Source organism: Geodermatophilus sp. SYSU D00814 (genome assembly GCF_054050055.1).
In genome coordinates this window covers 21,965-44,849 of record NZ_JBJGYP010000022.1, presented here as the reverse complement: position 1 = coordinate 44,849, position 22,885 = coordinate 21,965, and the positions used below count along the sequence as shown (strand labels likewise).

The following is a 22,885-nucleotide window of genomic DNA, read 5'->3' as shown; positions in this document are numbered from 1 at the left end:
GTGGACCTCGTCACGCTGTGGTTCTGGCTGATCGCGCTGACGTTCACCCTCTACTTCTTCCTGGAGGGCTTCGACTTCGGCGTGGACGTGCTGCGCCCGACGCTGGCGCGCACCGAGGCCGAGGAGCGCGCGCTCACCGGCACCATCGGCCCGTTCTGGGACGGCAACGAGGTCTGGGTGATCGCCGCCGCCGGGCTGATGTTCTCCACCTTCCCGGTCTGGTACGGCGCGGTGTTCAGCGGCATGTACCCGCTGTTCGTGCTCATCCTGCTGGCGCTGCTGCTGCGCGGGGTCTCCTTCGAGTACCGCAACCAGGTCGACAGCGAGCGGTGGCGCGCGCTCTGGGACTGGATGTCCTTCGGCGGCAGCGTCGTGCCGTCGTTCCTGTGGGGCGTGATCATGGCCAAGCTCATCGAGGGCCTGCCGGTCGATGCCGACGGCCGCGTCGAGGGCGGCTTCGCCGTGATGTTCACGCCGTTCTCCGTCGTCGGCGGCCTCACCACGCTGCTGCTGTTCGTGCTGCACGGCGCGAACTTCCTGCTGCTGCGGCTGCACACCGACACCGTGCTGTACCGGCGTGCCCGGAAGGCGGCGCTGCGCTGGGGGGCGCTGGCCACCGTGGCGATCGTGGCCTTCGTCGTCATGGGGTACGTGACCGAGGACCTGTTCGAGGACTTCGGCGTCGTGCCGTGGGCGTTCCCGATCGCCGCCTTCCTCACCCTGGCCAGCATCTGGCTGGCGCTGGTGCGCCGCCGCGACACCCTGGCGTTCACGATGAGCGGCCTGACCGTCCTGTTCGCCACCGTCACCGTGTTCATCGCGCTGTTCACCCGCGGCGAGGTGCTGCCCTCCACCCTGCGCGCGGAGTACGGGCTGACGCTGCAGGAGTCCGCCGCCCAGCACTACACGCTGGTGCTCATGACCTGGGTGGGCGCGGTCTTCCTGCCGCTGATCATCGGCTACCAGATCTGGAACTACTACGTCTTCCGGGAACGCGTGCGTCCCGACGAGGGCGCGCTCAGCCACGGCTACTGATGGACCGGGGACCGACGGGCCGCCTGCTGGCGCTGCCCGCCGCGCGCCGGCTGGTCGTGCTGTGCGGCCTGCTCGGCGTGCTGGTGTGGGCGCTGCTGGTGGTGCAGTGGGCGCTGGTCGCCGCCGTCGTCAGCGCGGTGGTCACCGGCGCGGCGACGCCGTCGGCGCTGTCGGGCGCCCTCGCCGGGGTGCTGGCCGCCTGGGCGCTGCGCGCGGGCCTGCTCGGCCTGCGCGACCGCGCCGCCGCGCGCACCTCCGCGCGGGTGCGCCGCGAGCTGCGGGAGGCCCTGCTCCGGACGCTGGTGTCCCTCGGTCCCGCGCACGCCGCCGGGGAGCGCGCCGGCGAGCTGGTCACCACGGTCACCGAGGGCGTCGGGAGGCTCGACGGCGTCCTGGGCCGCTACCTGCCCGGCGCGGCGACGGCGGCCGTCGTCCCCCCGCTGGTCGCCCTCACCGTGCTGGTCCTCGACCCGGCCAGCGGCGGCCTGCTGCTGCTGACCGGGCCGCTGGTGCTGGTCTTCCTGTGGCTGACCGGCACGCTCGCCGCGCGCTCGGCCCGCGCCTCCTGGGAGACCCTCGCCCAGCTCGGCGCGGTGCTGGTCGACACCCTGCGGGTGCTGCCCACCCTGGTCGCCTACGGCCGGGCCCGCGGCAGCGCCCGCTGGCTGACCGGGGTCAGCGAGGCCCACCGCCGCACCACGATGCGGGTGCTGCGCACCGCCTTCCTCTCCGGGTTCGTCCTCGAGCTCGGCGCCGTGCTGTGCACCGCGCTGGTGGCCGTCACCGTGGGCGTGCGGCTGTTCCAGGGCGGGCTGGAGCTCGAGCGGGCGCTGCTGGTGCTGCTGCTCACCCCGGAGTTCTTCGCGCCGCTGCGCGCCCTGGGCGCCGACCGGCACGCGAGCCTGGAGGGCCGCCCGGCCGCCGAGCGGGTGTTCGCCCTGCTCGACACCCCGCAGCCGGCCCGCGGCGGCCGCCCGGTGCCCGCCGGCGTCCCGCACGTCGAGCTGCGCGGCGTCACCGTGCGGTACGGCGAGCGGGCCGCCCTCGACGGCGTCGACCTCGACCTGCCGCCGCTGTCGCGGACCGCGCTGGTCGGGCCCAGCGGCGCGGGCAAGACCACCGCCGTCCGGCTGCTGCTGGGCTTCGCCGCCCCCGACGCCGGCGCCGTGCTCGTCGACGGCGTCCCGCTGGGCGACCGGGACCCCGACGGCTGGCGGGCGCGGGTCGCCTACGTGCCCGAGCGGCCGTTCCTCGCGCCGGGCACCGTCGCCGACAACGTGCGGCTGGGCCGTCCCGGCGCCACCGACGCCGAGGTCGAGCAGGCGCTGGCCCGCGCCGGGCTGCTCGACCTGGTCCGCCGGCTGCCGCAGGGCACCGCCACGCCGCTGGGCGAGGACGCCGCGCGGCTGTCCGGCGGCGAGCGGGTGCGGCTGGCGCTGGCCCGCGCGTTCGTCAAGGACGCCCCCCTCCTGGTGCTCGACGAGCCGACCGGCCAGCTCGACGCCGCCACCGAGGCGGAGGTGCTCGCCGCCCTCGACGGCCTCGCGCGGGGGCGCACCGTCCTCACCGTCACCCACCGGACGGCGCCGCTGGCGCTGCACGAGCGGGTGGTGAGCCTGCAGGACGGGCGGGTGCGGGCGCCGGCGGTGCCGCGGTGAGGGAGACGCTGGCGCTGCTGCACGGGCCGCGGACCGCGCTCGCCGTCGTCCTCGGCGCGCTCACGGTGCTGTGCGGCGCGGCGCTGCTGGCCGTCTCCGGGGCGCTGATCACCGGCGCGGCGCAGCGGCCCTCGACCCTGCTGGTCCTCATGCCGCTGATCACCGGGGTCCGCCTGTTCGGCCTGTCGCGGGCCGCGCTGCGCTACACCGAGCGGCTGCTCACCCACGACGTCACGCTGCGGGCGGTCACCCGGGTGCGCGCCCGGGTGCTGGAGCGGCTGGTCCCGCTCGCCCCGGCCGCGCTCACCGGCGCCCGCGGCGGGCAGCTGCTGTCGCGGGTGCGCACCGACGTCGACGAGCTGCAGGGCGTCGTCGTCCGGCTGGTGGCCCCCGCCGGGGTCGCGCTCCTCGCCGGCGGGGTCGCGGTGGGCCTCACCGCCCTGGTCTCCCCGGCCACGGCCGCCGTCCTCGCGGTCCTGCTGGCCGTGCTGGGCGTCGCCGTCCCCGCGGCCGCCGCGCGGGCCGGGCGGCGGGCGGCGGTGGCCGCCGCCCGCGCCGACGCCGACGTCGCCGCCGACACCCTCGACCTGGTGCGCGGCCTGCCCGACCACCTCAGCGGTGACGGCGGCGCCACGGCGCTGCGCGCGCTCGGGGAGCACCTCGACCGGCAGGAGGAGGCGCAGCGGGCCGCGGCCCGGCTGACCGCGGTCACCACGCTCTGCCGGGAGGGCGTGCCGGGCCTGGGCCTGGTCGCGGCGCTGTGGCTGGTCGGCACCGACGTCGCCGCGGGCCGGACCGGCCCGCTGCTGCTGGCCGGCTGCGCCCTCGGCGTCCTCGGGGCCTTCGAGGCCGTCGGCGGCGTGGGCGCGGCCTGGAGCGCCGCCGGCGGGATCCGCGCGGCCGCCGGGCGGGTGCACGACCTGGCCACCGCGCGCCCGGCGGTCACCGACCCCGCCGAGCCGCTGCCGCTGCCCGCGGGCTCCGCGCTGCGGTTCGAGGGCGTCACGCTCACCCACCCCGGCGCGGTGCGCCCCGCGCTGCGCGGGCTCGACCTCGCCGTCCCCGACGGCGCCAAGGTGGCCCTCACCGGCGGCAGCGGAGCCGGCAAGAGCACCGTGCTCGCCCTCGCCCTGCGCGCCCGCGACCCCGACGCCGGCCGGGTCACCCTCGGCGGCACCGACCTGCGCCGGCTGCCGCTCGACGCCGTCCGGTCCCGCCTGGCCTGGAGCGCGCAGGCCCCGCAGGTGCTCGGCGCCACCCTGGCCGCCAACCTGCGCCTGGGCCGGCACGACGCCACCGACGACGAGCTGCGCGCCGTGCTCGCCGGCGTCGGCCTCGACGGCGTGGCGGCGACCCCGGGCCTCGACGGCTGGGTGGGGGAGGGCGGCGAGCGCCTCTCGGCCGGCGAGCGGGCCCGGGTCGGGCTGGCGCGGGCGCTGCTCTCCCGCGCCGACGTGCTGCTCCTCGACGAGCCCACCGCCCACCTCGACCCCGCGCTCACCGGGCGGGTCCTCGACCTCCTCGCCCGCGACCGGCGCACCGTGCTGCTCGTGACGCACGACCCCGGCGCCCTCGACGGCCGCTGGCAGGTCGTCCGCCTCGACGCGCCGGCCTGACCGGCTCCCCCCTGGTGCCGGCCGCGACCGCGGACCACCATGGCGGGATGGCGTTCGACGTCGACCGGCTGCTGCGCCTGTGGACCGACCCGTTCCCCGACGGGCCGGCCGCGGAGGAGGCCTTCCGCGCCGTCTACACCGACCCGGTCACCGTCAACGGGGCCACGCTGACCGCCGCCGACCTCGCCGCCCGGGCCCGGGCGGTGCAGGCGACCTTCGCCGACGCCGAGCGGGAGGTCGTGTCCGTCGTCGAGGACGGCGACCGGGTCGCGGTGGCCTTCCGGATGCGCGGGCGGCACGTGGGCACGCTCCACACCGCGGCGGGGCCGGTCGCGGCGACCGGCGGGCACCTGGAGCTGCGGGTGATCGACGTGCTCACCCTGCGCGGGGGCCGCATCGGCGAGGTGTTCATGGTCGCCGACGAGCTCGGTGCGCTCGCCGCCGTCGGCGCGGTCCACCTGGCTCCGGCCGGCTGACCCCGGACCCGGCGACACGCCGGGCGCCCCGGCCGGACTCGCCGCCGGGGGCTTCCCCCACTGTGACCTGCACCTCTAGGTTCCGCCTGCCTCACCGCGCCGCGGCGCTGACCGCGGCCGGCTTCGACGACGAAGGAGGAACCTCCCGGATGACCCGTTCCCGCATGGTGGCCGGAGGACTCGCCACCGTGACCGCGCTCGGCGTGACCACGGTGCTCGGCATGTCCTCGGCAGCCGCCGTCCCGAACAACAACACAGCCGCCAAGCTGACCAAGGCCGTCACCGCCGAGGGGGTGCTCGACCACCTCGAGGCCCTGCAGGCCATCGCGGACGCCAACGGCGGCGACCGCGCCGCGGGCCGGGCCGGGTACGACGACAGCGTCGCCTACGTCGTCGACCAGCTGCGCGCGGCCGGGTACACCCCCGAGGTCCAGCCCTTCACGTTCACCTACGCCGAGGAGAACTCGCAGCTGGTGCGGACCTCGCCGTCGCCGCGCACCTTCGTCGAGGGCACCGACTTCCTGCGCAACACCTTCGACACCGGCAGCCCCGAGGGCACCGCGACCGGCACCCTGGTCCCCGTCGAGCCCGGCGGGGCGACCCCCGGCTGCGAGGCGACCGACTTCGCCGGCTTCGCCGCGGGCTCCATCGCGCTCATCCAGCGCGGCGGGTGCCCGTTCGCCACCAAGGCGCTCAACGCCCAGGCCGCCGGGGCCGGCGGCGTGGTCATCTGGAACAACACCACCGGCCTGATCAACATGATCGGCGCCGCCCCCGGCCTCACCATCCCCGCGGTCTTCGCCACCATCGAGGCCGGCACCGACCTCGCGGCCACCCCCGGCGCCACCGTGACCGTCACCGTCGACTACGCGGCCGAGGAGCGCACCACCTACAACGTCATCGCCCAGACCCGCACCGGCAACACCGACAACGTCGTGATGGCCGGCGCGCACCTGGACTCGGTGCAGGAGGGCGCGGGCATCAACGACAACGGCTCGGGCAGCGCGGCGCTGCTGGAGACCGCGATCCAGATGCAGAAGGTCAAGCCCAACAACGCCGTCCGGTTCGCCTGGTGGGGCGCCGAGGAGGAGGGCCTGCTCGGGTCGGAGTACTACGTCGGGCAGCTCAGCGACGACGAGATCGCCGACATCGGGCTGTACCTGAACTTCGACATGATCGCCTCGCCGAACTACACGACCGGCATCTACGACGGCGACAACTCCGGCGGCACCGCGGCTCCCGGCTTCATCCCCGAGGGCTCGGCGGAGATCGAGGACGTCTTCGAGGGCTTCTACGCCTCGCGCGGCCTGCCCTACGTCGACTCGGAGTTCTCCGGCCGGTCGGACTACGGGCCGTTCATCGCCGTGGGCATCCCCTCGGGCGGCCTGTTCACCGGCGCGGAGGTCCCCAAGACCGCCGCGGAGGCCGCCGTCTTCGGCGGCGTGGCCGGCGCGTCGCTGGACCCGTGCTACCACTCGGAGTGCGACAACCTGACCGGTGAGGGACAGGACGCCGCCCTGTACGCGGCCCTGGCCGAGGACTACACGCTGGTGGGCAACGTCAACGTCGACGCCCTCGACCAGAACTCCGACGCCCTGGCGACGGCGATCATCACCTTCGCCTACGACACCTCGACGGTGAACGACGTGCCGCGGGCGCCCGGTCGCTCGCACGGTGCCGGCAACAGCGCGGACGCCGGCCGGCACGACCACGGGGCCGACGCCGCCGCCTGACGGCGTCCCTCCGCCGGTCCACCGGCACGCACGGCGCAGGCCCCCGGCGCGACCCGCAGCGGTCCCGCCGGGGGCCTCGTCGTGCGGCGGGTGCCCCGGCGGGGACGGGGCTCAGCGGGTGTGCAGGCAGGCCCACACGTGCTTGCGGCGGCCCGCGACGGTCCAGCCCCGCTCGCCGGTGAGCCGGGCGACCACGTGCAGCCCCATCCCCCCGAGCGCGGGGTCGCGGTCGATCGCCGGCTGCGGGCCGTGGTCGGGGTCGTCGTCGCTCACGTCGAGCAGCAGGCCGGCCGAGGTCGGCGCGGCGCGGACGCACACCGAGCCGGCGCCGTGCCGCAGCCCGTTGGACGCCAGCTCGTCGACGGCGAGCAGCAGCGACTCGAGGACGCCGTCCTCGTCGGCCCCGTCGAGGACCTGCGGCAGCCAGGACCGCAGCCCGGCGCGCACCGCCCGCAGCTGCGCCGCACGGGTGATCTCGTACTCGTAGGGAGGTCCCGTGGTCTCGGGAGGGGGCCGTCGCGGCCAGGAGTCCGGCTGCATGTGCTCGTTCCGGTCGGGGCTGTTCTGCTTCCAGTTCCCCGCCGTGGCCCTGCCGAACCGGCGACCCGCCCGCCGGGCGGGTCGGGCCCCCCGGTGGTCACTCCAGCCGGGTCACCAGCCGCACCGACGTGCCCTCGGCGGTGCGGTCGACGTGCACGTGGTCGCACAGCTGCCGGGCCAGCCACAGCCCCATGCCGCCGCGGGAGAGGTCCTCGCCGTGGGCGGGCCCGTACCCGGCGAAGGGGTCCGCGGGACCGGGACCGCGGTCGGTGATCCGGCAGGCCACCCGCCCGGCGCCGGCCCACAGCTCCAGGTCGACGGGCGGCCGGCCGTGCCGGACCGCGTTGGAGGTCATCTCGTCGACGGCGAGCAGGAGGTCCTCGACGGCGTCGCGCGAGCCCGGCAGGGCGGCCAGCACCGCGGCGACGGCGTGCCGCAGCCCGATGAAGTCGGTGACGTCCCGGGCGGTCAGCCGCGGCGTGCCCCGCTCGAGCGGTTCGGGCGGCGCGGGCAGGTCGCGCAGGAAGACCGCCGGGTCGACGTAGCCGGGGTTGGCCACCCGGCGCCCCGGGGTCACCAGGTGCGGGTGGGTGCGGCGGGCCGACTCGAGCACCGGCTCGGGCAGCCGCCGGGTGTCGAAGACGCACAGGCCCCACAGCGGCCGGTCGGCGAGCGCGACGTTGACCACCGCCTCGTAGCGCTGCCACTCGTAGCGCTCCTGCTCGGTGGTGCCGAAGTCGGTCTCGCCGACGACCCGCACCCGGGGGACGCCCGCGGCTGCGTGCCGGTCGGCCAGGCGGCGGAAACCGGTGATGGCGGCCGGGGTCCGCCCCCGGTAGGCCTCGGACCGGTCGACGACCAGCAGCCGCGGGTCGTCGTCGAGGGCGTCCCGGACGACGCCGGCGGTGCGGGGGCCGGTGGCCAGGACCGCGGCCTCACCGGCGGCCAGCCCCTCGCGCAGGAAGGGCACGACGACGTCGACGAGCCGGCCCGGGTCGTCGTAGAGCAGCGCGTCGTGCACGTAGCCGACGGCGGATCCCGGTCCTCCGCCCGTGCACACCGCAGACACCTGGAGACTCCCGAACGGTCGACCTCTGGAGAGCACGCGCCCGGCCGTCGCCGACGCGGTCCCCGCCCCCTCGGGTGCCCGGCACGAGCGCGATCCAGAACGGTACCCGGTCGTCCGCAGCAGGCGGGGGACCGGCGCCCGGTCCCCGGGTCGCAGGGGCCTGACAGCGGGTGCCCGCCCGCGTAGCGTCGCATCGGTGACGGTTCCTCGGGGACTGCCCTCCCTGACCGGCCTCCGGCCGGGTGACCACGTGTGCCGGAGCTTCGCCGACGACGCCGACCTGGCCCGCGCGGTCGTGCCCTACCTCGACGAGGGTCGCCGGCGCGACGAGCAGCTGCTGGTGGTGGGCTCCTCCCGGTCCGCCGCCCTGGCCGCCGTCGCCGGCCTGCCGCACCGCGACGAGCTCGTCGCCGCGGGCCGGCTCGAGGTGCTGGGCACCGGGGACACCTACGCGGCCGGGGGCGGGCTGGTGCCCGAGGACCAGGTGGAGCGCTACCGCAGCGCGGTGCACGCGGCGCTCGACCGCGGGCGCACGGGGCTCCGGGTGGCCGCCGACGTCACGCCCCTGCTGCGGGCCGGACCGGGCGGGCGGCGGCTGCTGCACGCCTACGAGCGGCTGGCCGACGGGCTCATGGCGACCGAGCCGATGACCGCGCTGTGCCTCTACGACGCCGCCCTGGGCGCCGAGGCCCTCGGGCCGGTCGCCCTGCTGCACCCGGTGCAGCACCTGGGCGACCGGGAGCCGCTGGCCCACCTCTCCGGCCGGGGACCGCGGCTGGCGCTGTCCGGGGAGGTGGACCTCACCGAGGCCGCCGCCGTGCGCACCGCGCTGGTCGACGTCGCCGGCGACGTCCCCGGTGTGCTGGAGCTCGACCTCTCCGACCTCGCCTTCCTCGACGTCGCCGGCGCGCGGGCGCTGACCCTCGCCGGGCGCGACCTCGCCGGCCGGGGCATCGCCCTGCGGCTGACCGGCGGGCGGCGGCACCTCCGCCGGCCCCTGGAGCTGTTCGACCTGGCGGTGTCCGGACGGTGACCCTGATGCGTCCCACCGGCGGCTGGGACGGGACCCACCTCGCCCACGAGGGCTTCGTCTTCTCCGACGACGCCTCGCTCGTCGAGCGGGTGGTGCCCTTCGTCCTGGAGGGCTTCCGCCGCGAGGAGCCGGTGCTGGTGGTGGCCGGCACCCGGGTCCGCTCGCTGCTCGCCGCGCACCTGGGCGCCGACCTGGGCCGCCTGGCGGCCTTCGACGCCGCGGAGACCTTCTGGCGTGGCGGCCACGGCACGCTGCACGCCTACGCCCGCGACCTGCGCGCGCTGCGCGCCCGCGCGCCGAGCTGGCGGCTGGCCGCCGAGCCGGTCTGGCTCGCCCGGGAGGAGGGGCGGGAGTGGAGCCGGTTCGAGGCGGTCGCCAACGACTGCCTGCACGACGTGCCGTACTACAGCCTGTGCCTGCACGACGCCCGGCAGGTGCCCGCCGACGTCCTGGCCGACGTGGCCCGCTCGCACCCGCTCACCTGGGACGGGACCGCGCCCGCGCCCCAGCCGGCCTACCAGGACCCGGCCGCCGTCGTCCGCGCGCTGCAGCCGCCGTGGACGGAGCGTCCCGGCGGGGCCGCCGTCACCCCGGTGACGGCGGCGGTGGCCGCCCGCCGCCGGCTGGCCGCGGCGGTCCCGGCCGGCCACAGCGCCCGGCGCGAGGACGTCGTGGCGGCCGGCCACGAGCTGGTGGTCAACGCGCTGCGGGTGGCGCCCGCCGCGGGGGTGGCGACCTGGACCGAGGGCGACGTGCTCGTCGTCGAGGTGTCCGACGACGGGCCGGGCCTGACCGACGAGACGCAGGGCTACGTGCCGCCCGACCCCGAGGAGGGGCCGCGGGGGATGTGGCTGGCGTGGAGCCTGGCCGACGACGCCGCCGTCCGCACCGGCCCGGCCGGCACCGCCGTGCGGCTGTTCTTCGGCCCCTGACCGGTCGTGCTCAGGTGTCGCGGCTCAGATGTCGCGGCGGGTGAACGACAGCGCGGCCAGCCCGCCGATGAGCAGCAGCCACACCACCACCCAGCCCAGGTAGGCCGGGCTCAGCGGGGCGATGGACAGGAACGGCGAGCCCTCGAAGCCGAACGCGCCGAGGGCCGTGGAGTCCTGGAAGGCGTGCATCGCGCCGCGCCACAGCCCGTCGGTGGGCAGCAGCACCCGCGACACCACCCCGACCCGGGCGACGCCGTCGTTGCCGATGACCTCCCCGACGCTGCCCACCACCCCGGCCACCCACGTGGCGCCGAACAGCCCGACGGCGACGATGCCCGACGCCATCGGCGAGATCGCGGTGGCCAGCAGCAGCGCCAGCGTCATCAGCACCGTCGTCTGCGCGGCGAGCAGCAGCAGCCCGGTGACCGGGTCCGGCGGCCAGTAGTCGACGGCCCACCGGACGACGAGGAACTGCGCGAACCCGGCGACGAGCACGTAGCCGGTGCCGAAGGCCACCAGCCCCAGCCACTTGCCGACCAGGACCGTGCTGCGGCGCACCGGGCGGGCGAGGATCGACAGCGCCTGGCCGGACTCGACCTCCCCGGACAGCGTCGGCCCGGCCAGGAAGGCGGTGCCGAGGGCGGCGATGAGGCTGTAGCCGAACATCACGAGGTTCAGCAGCTGGGAGGCGAACAGCCGGGCCTCGCCGCTGGTCAGCGCGCCGAACTCCGGGTCGACGGTGGCCAGCCGGGAGAAGCCCCACGCCGAGAGCGCCAGCAGCGCGACGGTGAGCGCCCCGAGGGCGCGCAGCACCTTGCGGCGGGCGGCCTCCCGCAGGGTCAGCCCGGCGAGCGTCAGGACCGTCACGCGTGCTCCTCCCTCAGGATGCCCAGCAGCCGCTCCTCGAGGCTGATCCGCACCGGCTCGACCGCGTGCACCTGCACGCCCAGGCCCACCAGGTCGGCGACCAGCCGGGGCACGGTGGCGCCGTCGTCGTCGGCGGGGAGGGCCACGGTGACCTCCGCGCCGGTGCGGCTGGTGGCGCCGGTGGCGGCCAGCCGGGCCTCGGCGGCGGGGGTGAGCCCGGTCAGGCGCAGCTTGAGCTCCCGCTGGCCGAGCAGCTCGGCCAGCGTGCCGGCGGCGGCGACCCGGCCGCGGTCGAGGATGACCACCCGGTCGCAGACCCGCTCGACCTCGCCGATCAGGTGCGAGTTGAGCAGCACCGCGACGCCGCGCTCGCGCAGCGACAGGACGGTGTCGCGGACGTCGACCCGCCCCAGCGGGTCCAGCGCGCTGGTCGGCTCGTCGAGCACGACCAGCTCGGGCCGGGCCACCAGCGCCACGGCCAGCCCCAGCCGCTGCTGCATGCCCTTGGAGAAGCCGCCCACCCGGTCACCGGCGCGCTCGGCGAGCCCGACGCGGGCCAGCACCTCGCGCTGCTCGGCGCCGGGGACGGCCGCGCCGGCCAGCCGCACGTGCAGCGCCAGCACCTCCGCCGCGCTCAGCCACGGCTGGTAGCGGAACAGCTCGGGCAGGTAGCCGACCCGCTCGCGGGCCCGCGGGTCGCGGCCGGGCCGGCCCAGCAGCAGCACCTCGCCGGCGTCGGGCCGCACCAGCCCGAGCAGCATCTTGATGACGCTGGTCTTGCCGGCGCCGTTGGGCCCGAGCAGGCCCACGACCTCGCCGCGGCCCACGGTGAACGAGACGCCGTCGACGGCGGTGCGCCGGCCGTACCGCTTGCGCAGTCCCGAGCACCACACCGCCGGGGACGGCGGCAGCTGCGCGAGCAGCTCCCGGCCGGCCCCAGCGACGTCCGTGGCGCTCCCGGTGCTCCTGGCGCTCCCGGTGCTCAGCTCAGCCCCCGCGCGACGGCGAGGACCTCGTCCTCGCCCAGCGAGCCGGCGACCGCGGTGACGACGCCGTCCTCGACCCACACGACGCCGGTCAGGGCGCCGTCGCGGCTGGCCAGCACCGTGGCCTCGGAGCCGTCGACGTCGGCGGTCGACGTCGTGGCCAGCTCGGCGGGCACGGGCAGGGGCAGGGTCGTGCCGTCGCCGCTGAAGCCCTGCAGCTGCGCGGCGAGGTCGGCGGGGAAGCCGGGCAGGGACAGCAGGTAGTCGCGGGCGGTGTCGAACGGGACGCCGGAGGCGTAGGCGGTGGGCGCGGTGGCCCGGCCGACGACGAGCGCGGGCACCCCGCGGGCCTCGGCCCAGACCGCCGCCACCCCGGGACCGGCCTGCAGCCGGAACGTGGCGCCGTCGAGACCGGGCGGCGGGGGCGGGAGCGTCTCGCCGGCCGCGGCGGCGGCCTGCGCGGCCCGGTCGGTGGAGAAGGTGAACTCCGCGACGGCCTGGCCGCCGACGGTGTAGCGCGGCCCGCCGGTCACGCCGGCGGGCAGCGCGTCGACCTGCGGCACGTCGAGGCCGGTGGCCTGCTCCGCGGCGTTGGCGTCGGGGACCTCGCGGACGTCGGGGTCGGAGACGACCACCAGCTCGCCGTAGGCCGACAGGTCCGGCAGCGCGACCAGGTCGGTGCTGGTCACCGGGACGGCGGCGACCTCCTCGGTGCGGAACACCTGCAGCCAGTCGGCGGCCGCGGCCGCGCCGGCGCCGCCGAGGACGACGACCACGCCGAACGCGGCGACGACGGGGCTGCGCAGCGCGGCGCGCCAGCGGCCGGGCCGGGCCGGGGCGGGCGCGGGTGCGCGGCCGCGGGTGTCGGCGTCGACGGCGGCCGACAGCCGCCGCCAGGCACCGTCGACGTCGGGGGCGGTCGCCGGGGTGAGGGCGGCACCGGCGGTGGCGGCGTCGGCGCGGGCCCCGGCCAGGCCGTCGAGGCACACCGCGCAGCCTGCGACGTGCGCGCGGTCGGCGTCGGGGACCCCGGCGGGCTCGTCGACGAGCCGGCGCAGGGTGCCGGCGGTGGGGTGGCGGTCAGCGAACAGGGGCACGGCGGGTCAACTCCTCGCGAAGGGCGGACTCGGCGCGCCGCACGGTGGTGCCGACGCTGCCGGGGGAGAGGTCGAGGGCGGCGGCCACGTCGGCGTAGGACAGGCCGCTGTGGCGCAGGACGAGGGCGACGGCCTGCCGGCGGGGGAGCCGGGCGAGCGCGGCCCGCACCCGGCTGCGCTCCTCGCGGACCAGGACGTCGTCGGCGACGTCGGGGACGGGCCGGTGGCCGTCGGCGGCGGCCTCCTCCCGGGCGGCGCGGCGGCGGCCCGAGCGGAGGTGGTTGAGCGCGGTGTGCGCCGCGGCGACGGCGAGCCAGCCCGGTGCCTCCGCGGCCGGCACCGCCGAGCGGGCGAAGGAGAGGAACACCTCCTGGGCGACGTCCTCGGCCTCGTCCCGGGAGCCGAGCACGCGGGCGGCGACGGCGACCACCGCCGGGTAGCCGCTGCGGAAGACCTGCTCGAGGTCGGCCCGGACGGCGCCCCGCTCGCCTGCCACGGCACCGTCCCCCCGGCCCGGGCGCCCGCGTGCCGTCCCGCGCGTCACCGCGGTCCCGAGCGCGGCCACCGGTGCCTGCCTCACGACGTCCACACCCCTACAGCACCGCCGGGCCGGCGGATGTGACACCGGCGCCGCCGCGGGGTGGCCGCCGCCGTCGGCTCAGCCCGGCACGGCCTCGACGACGGCCATCATGCCGCCGTCCTCGTGGTCGCTGATGTGGCAGTGGGCCAGCGTGCGGCCCGGGAAGTCGGTGAAGGGGATGCGGACGGTCAGCTCACCGCCGGCGCGGACGAGCACGACGTCCTGCCGCTCGACCGCCGTCACCGGGCGGCCGTCCTCGGCGACCACCTGCACCGGCCACACGTGCAGGTGCATCGGGTGGTCCATGCCCGAACGGTTCACCCAGGTCCACTCCTCGACCGTGCCGAGCCGGACGACGTGGTCGGTGCGGGCCGGGTCGAAGGAGCGGCCGTCGATCGAGGCGATGGCGTGACCGGTGTCGCCGGCACCGCCGCCGGCGCCGCCGCCGGCGCCGTCGTGCCCCTCGTGCCCGTCGCCGGCCCGGCCGCCCGGTGCACCCATCGCGAGCACCAGCCGGCGGCGCGCCACCGGCTCGACCGCGCGCAGGTCCGCCGGCGGCGCGGCGGGCGGCACCGGGGGGAGGGCGGGGACGGCGGCACCGCCGACCTGCAGGGTGGCCAGCACGCCGGGGGCCGCCGACGGCCCGTCGCCGCGCCGCACCCGGGGGAAGGGCAGCCCGGTGAGCTGGCTGGTGCCCGCGGTGGTGGTGACCAGCAGGTCGGCCCGGCCGCCGGGGAGGACGTCGACCTGCTCGACCGGCCGCGGCTCGGGCAGGCGGCCGCCGTCGACGGCCAGCAGGGCCAGCTGCTGCCCGTCGAGCCGCAGCCGCAGGAAGCGCGACGCGCACGCGTTGACGACCCGCCACCGCTCCCGCGCCCCGGGCGGCGCGCTCAGCACCGGCCGCAGCTGCCCGTCGACCAGCACCAGCTCGCCCTCCCGGCCGCGGAAGCGCTCCGCCGTCGAGACGGCCACCGGGCGCCCGGACCCGTCGAGGGTGGTGTCGGACACGACGAGCACCCGGTCGCGGGTGACCGGCACCTCCTCGGGGTCCTCGACGACGACCGCGCCGAAGAGGCCGCCCCACAGCTGGTCGGTGACCAGGTGGTGCTCGTGCGGGTGGTACCAGTAGGTGCCCGGCGGGTGGTCGGCGGGCACCGCGATGTCGTAGTCGAAGGTCTCCCCGGGCAGCAGGTGCACGGTGAGGGTGTTGTCGGCGTTGCCCGAGGGCGAGACGTGCAGGCCGTGGGTGTGCAGGTTGGTCGGCACGGCGAGGCGGTTGACCAGCTGGACCTGCAGCCGGTCGCCGGGGCGCAGCCGCAGGGTCGGCCCGGGCACGGTGCCGGCGTAGGTGAGCAGTCGCGCCCGCCGGCCGGCCACGGTCACCGTGGTCTCGGCGACCTCCAGCCGGGTGCGCAGCACCCCGTTCTCGCTGGCCAGCGTCGGCGGCTCGGCCAGCGGGTCCCCGTCGGCGGGCGCCGGGCCGCCGGGGTTGGTGGGGCGCGCCCAGGCGGTGCCGCCCAGCGAGGCGCCGAGCAGGCCGAGGCCGCCGAGCTGCAGGGCGCGGCGGCGGGTCAGCCGCAGGGGGCCGCCCGGCGGCGCGAGGGCGGGGGCGGGACGGCCCTGGGGAGTGTCGGTCATGGCCGCGCCCTCCGGGTGGTCGCGGAGGCGTCCCGGCCGGGCCGGGACGCGGCGGGACCCGGTGCGCGGGGGACCGCCGGGGCCCCGCCGGCGCCGGTGGCCGTCGGCTTCGGCGTGGTGCCGGATGCTAGCCCCGGGGACGGCCGTCCGGCAGGCGCCGCCGCCCCGGGAGCGGGGTCAGCGGAGCCGGGTCAGCGGGGCTCGAACAGGACCACCTCGTCGGGCCGGGTCGTGAACGGGTTGGCCCACGCCGAGGCCGTGCCGGTGATCGGCTGGGCGTCGGTGACCACCACGTGCGGCGGGCCGGGGTAGATGGCGAGCACCCGGGCGGGGTCGGTGAGCGTCTCGGTGCGCTCGACGAGCTCGCCGCGCCGCAGCGACGACGTCGTGCGCTCCCCGCGCAGCTCCTCGCCGACCCGCGCCACCCACCGGGCGCCGTCCTGGGTGAACCCGATCGACCGCACCCGCGCACCCGGGGGCGCGGGCTCGCAGCCGGCGAACTCGGCCAGCGCCTCGTACAGCCGCTCGGCCTGGTCGTCGTCGGTGGCGCGGGGGAGGAAGAAGGTGGTCACGCCGGCGATCCTGCCCGCCGGCACCGACGGTCCCGGGTCAGCCCGCCCGCTCGGCGGCCAGGCCGGCGAAGGTGGTCCGCAGCTCGCGCTTGAGGATCTTCCCGCTGGCGTTCTTGGGCAGGGCGTCGACGACGGTCACGTGCCGCGGCGTCTTGAAGCCCGCCAGCCGCTCCCGGCAGAAGGCGACGAGCTCGTCGGGGTCGGCCCGCTGCCCCTCCCGCACGACGACGGCGGCGGCCACGGCCTCGATCCACCGCGGGTGCGGGATGCCGAAGACGGCGACCTCCGCGACCGCGGGGTGCTGGTAGAGCACCTCCTCGACCTCCCGGCTGGCGACGTTCTCCCCGCCGGTCTTGATGACGTCCTTCTTGCGGTCGACGATCGTGGTGTAGCCGTCGGCGTCCATGACGCCGAGGTCGCCGCTGTGGAACCAGCCGTCGCGGAAGGCCTCGGCGGTCTTGTCCGGGTCGTTCCAGTAGCCGGCGGTGGCGTGCGGGCTGCGGTGCACGATCTCGCCCTCGACGCCGGGGCCCACCGGCTCGCCGAGGTCGTCGACGATCCGCGTCTCGCTGTTGATCACCGCGGTGCCGGCCGAGCCGGGCTTGCGCAGCTGGTCCTCCGGGGACAGCACCAGCGCCAGCGCCGACATCTCCGTCTGCCCGTAGAAGTTGAACAGCGCCATGCCCGGCAGCCGGCGGCGCAGCTCCTCCACCACGGCCACCGGCATGATCGACGCGCCGTAGTAGCCCTTGGCCAGCGAGGACAGGTCGCGGCGGTCGAGGTCGGGGGAGCGCAGCAGCCCGATCCACACCGTCGGCGGGCAGAACAGGCTGGTGATCCGCTCCCGCTCGATCGCGGCCAGGACGGCGGCGGGGTCGGGGCCCTCGAGGACGACGTTGGTGCCGCCCAGGTACAGGTTGGGGTTGAGGAAGCAGTGCTGGGCGGCGACGTGGAACAGCGGCAGCGCGTGCAGGGCGACGTCGTCGGCCGCGTACCGGCCGCCCACGATGCAGCTGACGTACTGGGTGATCAGGCTGCGGCTGGTCATCGCCACGCCCTTGGGGCGGGACTCGGTGCCGCTGGTGTACATCAGCTGCAGGACGTCGTCGTCGGCCACCGGCACCTGCGGGGGAGTGTCGTCGGGGTGCGCCGCCCAGGTCTCGTACGCCTCCCAGCCCTCGGGCGGCTGCCCGCCGCCCAGGACGCCGCGGACCCGCACCCCGTCGGCCCGCCCGGCAAGGTCGATCGCCTCCCGCGCGACCGGCAGCAGCGCGGCCTCGGCGACCACGCCGACGGCCTCGGCGTGCCCGAGGATGTAGGCCACCTCGGCGGCCTGCAGCATGAAGTTCACCGGGACGGCGACGGCGCCGAGGCGGGCCAGGGCGAAGGTCAGCACGACGTAGCCGTCGTCGTTGTGCGACAGCAGCGCCACCCGGTCGCCCCGGCCGATCCCGCGCGCGGTCAGGGCGTTGGCGGTGCGGTCGACGACGGTGTCGAGCTCGGCGTAGGTGTGGCTGCGGTCGCGGAAGCGCAGCGCCGTCTTCCCCGGGGTGCGCGCGGCCGAGCGGTGCAGCAGGTCGCCCAGGGCGTGCCGGCGGGCCCGCGCGATGGTGCCGGTGAGGTCGTCGTCGAACACGGGAGCTCCTTGTGTCCGGGTGGTGTCCGGGGTGGGTCCGGGGTCGGTCCGGGTCGGTCCGGGGTGCCGGGTGTAGCAGCCGCCGGCACCCGGCGTCGAGAGGTCCCGGAGGCCCCCGCGGGAGTGGCGCCGGACCACCCGATCGAGCAGAACCGCGCCGACCCGTATCACCGAGTGGTCACGGTCGCGCCCGTCCGGGCGGCCCCGCCTTGACCTGCCGCCTATCGTTCCGCCGCATGTGGGACACATCACTCCCGGTAGCCCCGTGCTGAGCATCGACTCACTGCGCGTCACCTACGGCGGCGCGGTGGAGGCGGTCCGCGGCGTGTCCATGGAGGTCCGCGACGGCTCGGTCGTCGCCGTCCTGGGGAGCAACGGGGCCGGCAAGAGCACGCTGCTGCGCACGATCTCCGGCACGCTGCGGCTGCACAGGGGGCGCGTCGACGAGGGCACGGTGCGCTTCGAGGACTCCGACCTCACCCGCCGCGACGCGGGCCAGATCGTCCGCCGGGGCGTGGTGCAGGTCCCCGAGGGACGGCGGATCTTCGGGCGGCTCACCGTCGAGGAGAACCTGCGCGCCGGGGGGATGGGCAACCGCGACCGCGCCGCCAAGGCCAAGGCGGTCACCCGCGTGCACGACCTCTTCCCGGTGCTGCGCGAGCGGGCCGGGCAGCGCGCCGGGCTGCTCTCGGGCGGCGAGCAGCAGATGCTGGCCATCGGCCGGGCCCTCATGGCCAGCCCCCGGCTGCTGCTGCTCGACGAGCCCTCCCTGGGCCTGGCGCCCCGCGTCATCGGCCAGATCGGCGAGGTGGTCGCCGAGATCAACCGCCAGGGGACGGCGGTGCTGCTGGTGGAGCAGAACGCGACCATGGCCCTCGGCGTCGCCCACCACGCCTACGTCCTCGACGTCGGCCGGGTGTCGCTGTCCGGGGACGCGCGCGAGCTGGCCCAGACCGACGAGGTGCAGCGGCTCTACCTCGGCCACACCGGTGAGGACGGGCCGGTGCACCGCGCCGAGCAGGCGCCCCGGCGCACCCTGTCGCGGTGGACGGCGTGAGCGGCGCGCACCCGGCCGGCGCGCAGGCCCGCGACACCGCGACACGGTCCGACGTCCCGCCGGTCGAGGTCGACGGCGTCAGCGTCGCCTTCGGCGCCATCAAGGCCCTCAACGACGTCTCCTTCACCGTCGCCCCCGGCACCATCCACGCCGTCATCGGCCCCAACGGCGCGGGCAAGTCGACGCTGTTCAACGTGCTCTCCGGTGTCTACCGGGCCACCGCGGGGGAGGTCCGGTTCGGGGACGCGCGACTGAGCGCGATGCGGCCGTTCCAGATCGCCGGCGTCGGCGTGGCCCGCGCGTTCCAGAACATCGCGCTGTCCGGCGCGCAGACCGTCGCCGAGAACCTCATGCTCGGCCGCCACCACCTGACGAAGGCCGGCTTCCTCTCCTCCGGCCTGCGGCTGCCGCGCGCCACCCGCGAGGGGAGGGTGCACGGCGAGCGGATCCGCGAGATCGCCGAGTTCCTCGACCTCGGGGACAAGTTGCACACCCCGGTCGGCGTGCTGTCCTACGGCGACCAGAAGCGGGTCGAGGTCGCCCGCGCGCTGTGCATCGAGCCGCGGCTGCTGCTGCTCGACGAGCCGGTCGCCGGCATGAACGCCCAGGAGACCGACCGGATGGCCGACTCCATCCGCGAGATCCGCGCGGCCCTGGGCATCTCGGTGATCCTCGTCGAGCACGACATGGGGATGGTGATGTCGCTGGCCGACCGGGTGACCGTCCTCGACTTCGGCCGGCGCATCGCCGACGGCACCCCCGCGCAGGTGCAGTCCGACCCCGAGGTCATCCGCGCCTACCTCGGCTCGGGCACCGAGGACAACCCGGCCGACGCGGTCGCCGCAGCCCACACCCCCGAGCCGACGGAGCGCCAGCCGTGACCCAGTTCCTGTCCCTGCTGCTCAACGGCATCTCGCTGGGCGCGATCTACGCGCTCATCGCCCTGGGCTTCGTGATCATCTTCAAGGCCAGCGAGGTCGTCAGCTTCACCCACGGCTCGCTGCTGCTGCTCGCCGCCTACACGATGGCCCGGCTCGCCGACCCGATCGGCTTCTTCCCCGCCGTGCTCGTCGGGATCCTCGTCACCGCGCTCGCGGCGTTCCTCATCGAGCGGCTGGTCATCAACCGGCTGCGCGGCGCCCCGGTGATCAGCCTGGCCATCGTCACCATCGGCGTCGACATCATCCTGCTCACCGAGCTCATCCGGCGGATCGGCCCGGACATCCTCAACGTCCCGCACCCGTGGGGCGGGGACTCGGTGCGCATCGGCGGCGTCGGCATCAGCGAGAACCGGCTGATCGCGATGGGCGTCGCCGGGGTCCTGATCATCGCGTTCTTCGTCGCCTTCAAGTACTCCAGCTGGGGCGTGGCGATGCGCGCCTCGGCCGAGGACGGCGAGGCCGCCGCGCTCATGGGCATCCGGCAGGGCCGGGTCTCCGCGCTGGCCTGGATCGTCGCCGGCGTCCTCGCCGCCGTGGCCGCGCTGTTCCTCGTCGGCGCCCCCACCCCCGGGGTGAGCGCGGCGGCCTACACCGTCGCGCTGCGCGCCTTCCCCGCGGCGATCCTCGGCGGCCTGGACTCCACCGGCGGCGCCCTGGTGGGCGGCCTGCTCATCGGCATCACCGAGGCGATGGCGGCCGGCTACCAGGACCAGCTGTCCTTCCTCGGCCGCGGGTTCGGCGAGGTCGCCCCCTACGTCGTCATGATCATCGTGCTGCTGGTCCGCCCCTCCGGCCTGTTCGGGACCAAGGAGCTGACACGTGTCTGACACCCTCTCCGCCCCGGCCGGCGCCACCCGCAGGACACCCTCGGCGGACGCGTCCGGCCAGGCCCGCTCGCCGATGCGCTTCCTCAAGCCGCTGCTGCTCGTGGCCGCCCTCGTCGTCCTGCTGGTGCTCCCGCTCTACGTCGAGGAGTTCTGGCTGCGCACCGGGTTCGCCGTCGCGGGGGCCATCGTGGGCGCGATCGGGCTGAACCTGCTGGTCGGCACCACCGGCCAGCTGTCCTTGGCGCACGCATTCTTCCTCGCCGTCGGCGCGGTCAGCTACACCTACATCTCCGGGGAGTCCGGCGGTCTGGGCACCCGGGCGTCGCTGCGCGGGCTGGAGCTGCCGCCGATCGTCGGCATGGTCGTCGGCGTGCTGCTCGCCGGCGTCGCCGGGCTGCTGTTCAGCCCGATCGCGGCGCGGCTGCGCGGCATCTACCTCGGCGTCGCCTCGCTCGGCCTGGTGTTCATCGGCGTGCACGTGCTCAACACCTGGACCCCGGTCACCGGCGGGTTCAACGGCCGCTCGGTGCCGGAGTTCTCGCTGTTCGGGTTCACCTTCGGCAACAGCGACCCGCAGCTGTTCGTCCTCGGCGTCCCCTACCGGGAGGCCGAGCGGCTCTGGTACCTGGGCATCGTCCTGGCGCTGGCCGCCTACCTGTTCGCCCGCAACCTGCTGCGCAGCCGCCCGGGGCGGGCGCTGCAGACCCTGCGCGACAGCGAGGTCGCCGCCTCCGTCATGGGCGTCAACGTGCAGGCCTACAAGGCGCGGGTGTTCCTCGTCAGCTCCATGTACGCCGGGCTGTCGGGCGTCATGTACGCGCTGTCGATCGGCAGCATCGCGCCGGAGTCCTTCGGGCTGACCGTCTCGATCCTCTACCTGGCGATGATCGTCCTCGGGGGGCTCGGCTCGGTGGCCGGCGCGGCCCTGGGCGCGGCGTTCGTGACCGCCCTGCCGCTGGTGTTCCAGCAGTTCGCCGACGTCCTGCCGCTGGTCAGCGCCCCCGGCGAGGGCGGCATCTCCGCCGGCATCGCCGCGCGCTACCTGTTCGGCCTGGCGATCGTCCTGGTCATCCTCTTCGAGCCCGGCGGCCTGGCCGGGTTCGCCAACCGCTTCCGCCACCGGGGTCGCAGACCCGGCCGCGGATCACCGGGCGCCTCCCCGCGCTCGTCCGGCGGCCCCTCCCCGGGCGCCGGCCCCGGCACCACCGTCCCGTCCGATCCACCAGCGCAAGGGAGCAGCACCAGATGAGAGCAGGTAAGCGTCTGCGGGGGGCCACCGTCCTGGCCGCCGTCGCCGTGGTCGCGGTCAGCGGCTGCAGCACCCGGGCCGAGGACAGCGGCGGCGGCGGTGGCGGCGGCGGGGGCGGAGGCGGCGAGGACGTCGCCACCGACGTCGGCGTCGAGGGCACCACCATCCGGCTCGGCGTGCTGACCGACCTGACCGGCGTCTTCGCCGCGCTGGGCACGGACATCACCAACGGCAACACGCTGTACTGGCAGGACAACCAGGTCTGCGACACCTACGACGTCGAGCTCGACGTCCAGGACACGAACTACGTGCCGCAGAACGGCGTGCAGCTCTACAGCGCCATGGAGCCCAACGTCCTGGCGATGCAGCAGACCATCGGGTCGCCGATCAACACCGCGCTCGCGCCGGAGTACGAGGCCGACCAGATCGTCAACTTCCCGTCGGCGTGGGCGCGCACGCTCACCGAGATCCCCGGCACCGGCGTGCTGGGGGCCACCTACGACGTCGAGATCGCCAACGGCTACCAGTACCTCTTCGACCAGGGGCTGCTGCAGGACGGCGCCACCGTCGGGCACATCTACTTCGAGGGCGAGTACGGGGAGAACGGCCTGGCCGGCACCCGCGCGGTCGCGGAGGCCCGCGGGCTCAACGTGATCGAGGCGCAGATCAAGTCCACCGACCAGGACATGTCCGCGCAGGTCACCCAGTTCGCCGCCGAGGGCGTCGACGCGATCGTGCTGACCGTCGCGCCCGCCCAGACCGCCTCGGCGGCCGCGGTGGCGCAGGCGGCCGGCCTCGACGTGCCGATCCTGGGCAGCAACCCGGTGTTCGCGCCGGGTCTGCTGCAGGGCCCCTCGGCGCAGTGGCTCAAGGACCACCTGTACGTGGCCTCGCCGATCACCGCCTGGCAGGCCCAGCCCGAGCTGCTCGAGCAGTACGAGGCCGCCTACCCCAACACCACGCCCAGCCTGGGCGCGATCTTCGGGTACGCGATGGGCGACGTCATGAACCAGGTGCTCGACTCGGCCTGCGAGAGCGGCGACCTCACCCGCGAGGGCGTCACCGCCGCCTTCTCGGAGCTCTCCGACGTCGACACCGGTGGCCTGCTGGTGCCGATCAACGCGTTCGAGACGGGGGTGTCGCCGAGCACGGAGAGCTTCATCCTGCGCCCGGCCGACGCACCCGGCGGCGCCGAGGTCGTCCAGGAGGCCTTCGAGGGCGAGCTGGCCGCCGACCTCGCCGGCGGCGAGTAGCGAGAGGACCCCCCTGCCACCCGCCGTTCGCAGGCCCGCGGCGGGTCCCTGCAGGCGGGCCGTTCCAGCAGCTCACCACCGGCGCCCCTC

At 76.3% G+C, this 22,885-nt stretch carries 21 protein-coding genes; 12 read left to right on the top strand and 9 right to left on the bottom strand.

The window, feature by feature from the left end:
• The 5 genes from cydB (at position 1) to ACI780_RS17480 (ending at position 6,518) form a co-directional block, all read left to right on the top strand.
• Entirely contained in the window at positions 1–1,035 is a 1,035-nt protein-coding gene (gene cydB, locus ACI780_RS17500; RefSeq protein ID WP_456871781.1) for a cytochrome d ubiquinol oxidase subunit II, read from the top strand.
• The gene (gene cydD / locus ACI780_RS17495) at positions 1,035–2,693 is read left to right on the top strand and encodes a thiol reductant ABC exporter subunit CydD (RefSeq protein ID WP_457004527.1); all 1,659 of its coding nucleotides are present in this window, start codon (positions 1,035–1,037) and stop codon (positions 2,691–2,693) included. Before cydB ends, cydD begins: the two co-directional genes overlap by 1 nt.
• Positions 2,690–4,309 (top strand): thiol reductant ABC exporter subunit CydC, encoded by a 1,620-nt coding sequence (cydC, locus tag ACI780_RS17490; protein WP_457004525.1) that lies wholly within the window; start codon positions 2,690–2,692, stop codon positions 4,307–4,309. The genes cydD and cydC overlap by 4 nt, the downstream gene beginning before the upstream one ends.
• A 47-nt stretch (positions 4,310–4,356) precedes the next feature.
• Positions 4,357–4,785, top strand: a complete 429-nt coding sequence (locus ACI780_RS17485) for an ester cyclase (RefSeq protein WP_456871778.1) — start codon at positions 4,357–4,359, stop codon at positions 4,783–4,785.
• A 149-nt stretch (positions 4,786–4,934) separates the two neighbouring features.
• Positions 4,935–6,518, top strand: a complete 1,584-nt coding sequence (locus tag ACI780_RS17480) for a M28 family peptidase (RefSeq protein ID WP_457004523.1) — start codon at positions 4,935–4,937, stop codon at positions 6,516–6,518.
• Between the two features lie 111 nt (positions 6,519–6,629).
• On the opposite strand, the gene ACI780_RS17475 is transcribed toward ACI780_RS17480, so the two are convergent.
• Entirely contained in the window at positions 6,630–7,058 is a 429-nt protein-coding gene (locus ACI780_RS17475) for an ATP-binding protein (protein WP_456871776.1), read from the bottom strand.
• A 97-nt stretch (positions 7,059–7,155) separates the two neighbouring features.
• On the bottom strand, positions 7,156–8,118 hold the full coding sequence (locus tag ACI780_RS17470; protein WP_456871775.1) for an anti-sigma factor RsbA family regulatory protein: 963 nt from the start codon (positions 8,116–8,118) through the stop codon (positions 7,156–7,158).
• Positions 8,119–8,323: 205 nt separating this feature from the next.
• Here ACI780_RS17470 and ACI780_RS17465 point away from each other — a divergent pair, with 205 nt between their 5' ends.
• The gene (locus tag ACI780_RS17465) at positions 8,324–9,160 is read left to right on the top strand and encodes an MEDS domain-containing protein (protein WP_457004520.1); all 837 of its coding nucleotides are present in this window, start codon (positions 8,324–8,326) and stop codon (positions 9,158–9,160) included.
• 5 nt (positions 9,161–9,165) lie between these two features.
• A complete protein-coding gene (locus ACI780_RS17460) occupies positions 9,166–10,092 on the top strand; it encodes an anti-sigma factor RsbA family regulatory protein (RefSeq protein WP_456871773.1) in 927 nt (308 codons plus the stop codon).
• A gap of 24 nt (positions 10,093–10,116) precedes the next feature.
• On the opposite strand, the gene ACI780_RS17455 is transcribed toward ACI780_RS17460, so the two are convergent.
• From ACI780_RS17455 to ACI780_RS17425, 7 genes are all read right to left on the bottom strand, one after another.
• Positions 10,117–10,959: an ABC transporter permease subunit gene (locus ACI780_RS17455; protein WP_456871772.1), complete on the bottom strand. Its 843-nt coding sequence runs from the start codon at positions 10,957–10,959 to the stop codon at positions 10,117–10,119.
• Complete coding sequence (locus ACI780_RS17450) at positions 10,956–11,852, bottom strand: ABC transporter ATP-binding protein (protein ID WP_457004517.1); 897 nt, start codon at positions 11,850–11,852, stop codon at positions 10,956–10,958. Before ACI780_RS17450 ends, ACI780_RS17455 begins: the two co-directional genes overlap by 4 nt.
• Before the next feature lie 89 nt (positions 11,853–11,941).
• Positions 11,942–13,042, bottom strand: a complete 1,101-nt coding sequence (locus tag ACI780_RS17445; protein WP_457004515.1) for a hypothetical protein — start codon at positions 13,040–13,042, stop codon at positions 11,942–11,944.
• Positions 13,026–13,538, bottom strand: a complete 513-nt coding sequence (locus ACI780_RS17440) for a sigma-70 family RNA polymerase sigma factor (protein ID WP_457004513.1) — start codon at positions 13,536–13,538, stop codon at positions 13,026–13,028. The genes ACI780_RS17445 and ACI780_RS17440 overlap by 17 nt, the downstream gene beginning before the upstream one ends.
• 162 nt (positions 13,539–13,700) lie before the next feature.
• Positions 13,701–15,260 carry a multicopper oxidase family protein gene (locus ACI780_RS17435; protein ID WP_457004511.1) on the bottom strand — a complete coding sequence of 520 codons (1,560 nt, stop codon included), beginning with the start codon at positions 15,258–15,260 and terminating at the stop codon, positions 13,701–13,703.
• A gap of 191 nt (positions 15,261–15,451) precedes the next feature.
• Positions 15,452–15,832: a hypothetical protein gene (locus tag ACI780_RS17430; RefSeq protein ID WP_456871767.1), complete on the bottom strand. Its 381-nt coding sequence runs from the start codon at positions 15,830–15,832 to the stop codon at positions 15,452–15,454.
• Positions 15,833–15,869: 37 nt separating this feature from the next.
• On the bottom strand, positions 15,870–17,468 hold the full coding sequence (locus tag ACI780_RS17425) for a fatty acyl-CoA synthetase (protein WP_456871766.1): 1,599 nt from the start codon (positions 17,466–17,468) through the stop codon (positions 15,870–15,872).
• A gap of 265 nt (positions 17,469–17,733) precedes the next feature.
• On the opposite strand from ACI780_RS17425, the gene ACI780_RS17420 reads away from it, so the two are divergent.
• From ACI780_RS17420 to ACI780_RS17400, 5 genes are read left to right on the top strand one after another with little or no spacing between them, the layout of a single operon-like run.
• Positions 17,734–18,525: an ABC transporter ATP-binding protein gene (locus ACI780_RS17420; protein ID WP_457004508.1), complete on the top strand. Its 792-nt coding sequence runs from the start codon at positions 17,734–17,736 to the stop codon at positions 18,523–18,525.
• Positions 18,513–19,406 (top strand): ABC transporter ATP-binding protein, encoded by an 894-nt coding sequence (locus ACI780_RS17415; RefSeq protein WP_456871764.1) that lies wholly within the window; start codon positions 18,513–18,515, stop codon positions 19,404–19,406. Before ACI780_RS17420 ends, ACI780_RS17415 begins: the two co-directional genes overlap by 13 nt.
• Positions 19,403–20,293 carry a branched-chain amino acid ABC transporter permease gene (locus tag ACI780_RS17410; protein ID WP_456871763.1) on the top strand — a complete coding sequence of 297 codons (891 nt, stop codon included), beginning with the start codon at positions 19,403–19,405 and terminating at the stop codon, positions 20,291–20,293. Before ACI780_RS17415 ends, ACI780_RS17410 begins: the two co-directional genes overlap by 4 nt.
• Positions 20,286–21,542 carry a branched-chain amino acid ABC transporter permease gene (locus tag ACI780_RS17405; protein WP_456871762.1) on the top strand — a complete coding sequence of 419 codons (1,257 nt, stop codon included), beginning with the start codon at positions 20,286–20,288 and terminating at the stop codon, positions 21,540–21,542. Before ACI780_RS17410 ends, ACI780_RS17405 begins: the two co-directional genes overlap by 8 nt.
• The gene (locus ACI780_RS17400; RefSeq protein ID WP_456871761.1) at positions 21,539–22,795 is read left to right on the top strand and encodes an ABC transporter substrate-binding protein; all 1,257 of its coding nucleotides are present in this window, start codon (positions 21,539–21,541) and stop codon (positions 22,793–22,795) included. The genes ACI780_RS17405 and ACI780_RS17400 overlap by 4 nt, the downstream gene beginning before the upstream one ends.
• Positions 22,796–22,885: the final 90 nt, after the last annotated feature.